This is a genomic window from Kitasatospora sp. NPDC091257 (assembly GCF_044757675.1).
Lineage (GTDB): Bacteria > Actinomycetota > Actinomycetes > Streptomycetales > Streptomycetaceae > Kitasatospora > Kitasatospora lactacystinica.
In genome coordinates this window covers 1-4,079 of sequence record NZ_JBIVVI010000855.1, presented here as the reverse complement: position 1 = coordinate 4,079, position 4,079 = coordinate 1, and the positions used below count along the sequence as shown (strand labels likewise).

Below are 4,079 nucleotides of genomic sequence, written 5' to 3'. Positions count from 1 at the left end.
CGTGGTGCTGGGGGCCGGCCCGGTCCGGCGGACCGTGGGCCGACCGAGCCGGTCGAGGCCGACCAGCCGCGGTGGCTCGGGCACGACGGCGTTGCGCGGCTTCGGAAGTGCTGCCTTGGGTGTCGTCGCCGCCTTGCCGCCGGGGGCGGGCCGGGGCCCGGGCACCGGCCCGGCGGGCTTCGCCGGGGTACCGCGTCCGTCCCTCGCCGGCTTCGCGGGCGTCGGCGCCTGTGCGGCCCGCAGGGAGCGGTCGCGCAGCAGTTCGTCCCGGCGCTGTTGTTCCTCGAAGTCCCGCTGGCCGGCCGAGGTGAGGGGTACGGCGTGACCGGTGGTGACGGCGTCCTCCTCCCAGAAGTCCCGCCAGTGGCGGGCCACCTGGCCGCGGGAGCCCGCGAAATGGCAGGCCAACGCGGCGCCGGTGCCCAGCCGGGAGAACAGTTCGGCCGGGGCGGAGAGGAACAGGGCTTTGGCCGACCGGTCGATGTGCGCGCCGATGGGGATCTCCAGCGGCTCGCGGTCCTTGCCCGGGTCCGCCCGGACGCGCAGACCCGGCAGGACGCGCACCTCCAGGCTTGCGAGCCACGCCCAGCCCGTGAAGGACTCGGCGGCCGCCGGCTCGTCCCGGACCAGACGGTCCTGCAGAGCGGTGACGGCCCGCCGGAAGCTCCCGGTGAGACCGGAATCGGGTACCGCCGTGTCGGGTTCGACGGCCTCGGCCGAGGCCAGGTCCAGCTGCTGCACGCCGAGCGGGCCCAGCAGCCCGGCGAACTGCTCCGCGTCACCGCCCGGCTGCCAGATCGGGACGCGGTCCGCCAGGGCCAGTTCGACCGACCGGTGGGCAGCCACGGCGTAGACCGAGTTCTGCTGTTTGATCCATCCGGCGCTGGTCCACAGCGGCAGCCAGCGCAGCTTCTCCCTCAGACCCGGCGCGATGCCGGCACCCGCGCCGCCGACCAGCCTGTTCAGCGACCGCAGCGCCTCCAGCATCAGCCGCTCCCCGTCCCCTCCCGTCGAGGATCCGTCGGCGGCGAGCTCCTTGAGGGCCTCGACCAGGTCCTCGGGCCCCGGCTCCCCGATCCCCAGGACCTGCCAGAGCGGCAGCAGCTCGGGCCCGGGCGGGACGAAGGCGCGCAGGCCGTACAGGATGGCGGTGCCCCGGAAGCAGTCCTCGGGACGGCGCCAGCCGAGGTCGGTGAGGACGAGGGCGTCATCGCCCCGCAGCGCCGCCGTCACCCGCTTCTCGACCTGCGCACGAGCGGTGTCCGCCGTGCGTTCCGTCAGCCGCCTGGCGAGCGCGCGGTAGACCAGGTAGACCTCGGTCCTCAGTGCCTCCGCCGAGTCTCCGGTGCCCAGCGGCCGCTTGCGCAGCCGCCGGAGGCGGTCGATCAGCTGGGGGACGTCGGGGTCGCCGACCACTCCCAGGGCCGCGAGCACGTCGGCACGGTTGGCCAGCACGTGCTGGAGCTCCGCGTGCACGTAGTTCGGCTCGTCCTGTCCGTAGAGCGCTTCGGCGTCGGGGGTGCGCAACTGGAGGTGGCCGGGGCGGCACAGGTTGCCCTTCTCGTCCTCCAGCCATGCGCTGTCCCGCAGGTTCCAGACCCACAGCGCGGGAACGGAGCCTTTCACGGTCCAGCCGTGATAGGCCGTGGCGGCCTCGACCGTCGCCTCGGGGCCGGTGATCAGCTTGGCCAGGGAATGGAGCAGCGCGGCCGTACGCCGCCGCCGCTCGTCGACGTTGCGCTCCGCGGTGATGTCCTTGACGACCCGTTCGAGGTCCTGCGAGGCCCTGTCATCCAGGGTGTGCGTGGCCCTGAGCCGCTGCACCGCTTGGGTGCGTGTCCGGGAGGACAGCCAGTGGTCGTGGGGCAGTCCTGCCCTTGTGTCGCGGGACCGGTCGTACTTCTTCACCCCCAGCACGACCGGGGCGAGCCGGGGAGTGTCCGCCACGCCCAGCAGACGGAGGAAGGCCGTGGGACTCAGACCACCGCTCCGCGAGACGGGCAGAAGCGTCTTGGCGTAGGAGCGGTGCGCCCAGAGGAGCCCCGGGGTCCTGTGCGCGGCGGTCGCGAACCGGTCGCTTCCTGTGCTCTCCAACGACCGGGGGAGATAGAGCCGGTCCGGCATCGCCTGGCAGGCATTCTCTTCCCCGTTCGCCCCGTACTGGTACGCGTCGAGCCGCACGGTCCGGCCGACTCCCGGGCCCAGGCGCTCGCGCTCCGCGGCCGGGAGTTCGGCCAGGGCCCGTTGGAGCAGGACCAACCGGTCGGTCGCGGAGATGTCGGTGGCGGGCAGACGACCGCCGGTGCTCCCCAGGTGCGCGATGCGGCGCAGGACGGCCGCGGTGTTGTCACGGCGGACCAGATAACCGCTCCTGCTCAACCAGCCGGTTACCCGCCGGGCCGCGTCGTCGTCGCTCCAGTAGGCGGGATGCAGGTCCCGGAGGATGCCCAGCGGATCCAGCAGTCCTGTTCCCCGACGATCGGCGAACAGGTGCTCGTACGGCGCGAGCCGCTGGCCGTCGGCCGTGGCCAGGCACGCGCGGAAGCGCATCTCGAACTCCAGGCCGGCGCGCAGGGCAACGGCGGTGAGGCGGACCGTGCGGTCGACGTCGTAGGCGGGCCGCTTGAGCAGTCCGACCGCGTCCGAGACGTCGACCTCGTCCGGGAGTTCCACCGCACCGGCGGTCCTCCAGTCGGAGAGCACCTCGCGCCAACGGCCGTCCCGGTCGCGGGCGGCGCCCGGGAAGCAGTGCTCCAGTTCCGCGAGCTGTGCGGTGTCCCGCTCCGAGACCACTCCGGTGAGCTCCTCCGCCTCGACCGCGAGGTCGGCGAGCGGGACGGCCGTCCCGTCCGGCACCGGCAGTGCGAGCGTGGCGGCCACCTTCGCCCTGGCACGCTCCAGGAACGTGCCGGCGAGGCGGTCGGGGAGCCCGGCCTTGCCATGGGCGGAGGTCTCGGCCAGGGGCAGCAGGTGCCAGGCCGACGGCTCCACCCGTTCGAGGACGTCGAGTACCGCGGCCTGCCACAGGTCGGCGACGACCGGGACCAGTGCCGAGTTCAGGATGCTCGCGGCGAAGCCCTCGCGGCTGACGATCGGGTCGAACTGCGAGTGCACCCGGGCCGAGACGGCCAGCCGGGCCACCGGCAGTCCCGCATGGACGTACCCCGTGGCCGCTCCGTCCATCGGCAGCGCCACGGCCACCGGAACGGTGGGGCCGAGCTTCTTGTGCAAGCGGCGCCACCCGGGCCGGGACGGGATCAACGTGTCGTAGACACGCCAGCGGGCGCCCCCGGTGGTCCGGGCCTCCCGCACCCGGACGGCGTGCTCCGCTCCGTCGACAGGCAGGCTCAGGGTCGTGACGTCCTGCCAGCTCAGCCGCAGGACCCTCTGCTCCCGGCCGGTGGGGTCGGCGGTCGCCACCGTGACCTGTTCGAGGTGGCGCAGGAAGAGCAGGGAGCTGTCCTGCCAGTTCTCGAACCACGCGAGGAGTTCCTCGGCCGCGAGGACCCCGGGGTCCAGCGGGATGCGGAAGACCGTCCATTCCCGCCCGGAGATGTCCGCGGGCAGGCGCGGGGGGTCGGCCGGTGCCAGGGTGATGTCGGTGAATCCGACGTGGTACGGGTGGCCGTGCACCTCCCAGGAGGTCGAGAGCATCCGCAGCGTCGTCAGGCCGATGCCGAACCGACCGGTGCTCGCGGAGTCCAGGCGCTTGCCGCTGATCCACGGCAGCCCGAGCCTCGGGATGTCGGCCAGGCGCAGGCCGCTGCCGTTGTGTGCGATCAGGAGCTCGGTCGGCAGCCAGTGGAAGCGGATCTCACGGGCTCCGGTGTCGTCGGCGTTCTGGACCATCTCGGAGAGCACCTGCAACCGGTCCGAGGAGAGCGTCTCGGCACCCTCCTGGGCGCCCTCCGCTATCTGCCGGAAGAGCCCCGGTACCTCACGGATGCCTTTGTCGAACAGCCCGATGGCGCGGGCGGCCTCCTCCGGTGTCCGCGCCTCGATGCCCGGATCGGTCTTCCCCTCCAACAGGGCCCGTACGGCCTCGGCCAGTTCATCGTCATTCCCACCCCTGGTCACAC

At 73.1% G+C, this 4,079-nt stretch carries 1 protein-coding gene; it reads right to left on the bottom strand.

Annotated features, from left to right (window positions below; all coding sequences use genetic code 11):
* Positions 1 to 4,079 (bottom strand): sacsin N-terminal ATP-binding-like domain-containing protein (locus ACIQOV_RS30865; RefSeq protein WP_401053920.1); only part of this gene is annotated, 4,079 nt, incomplete at both ends.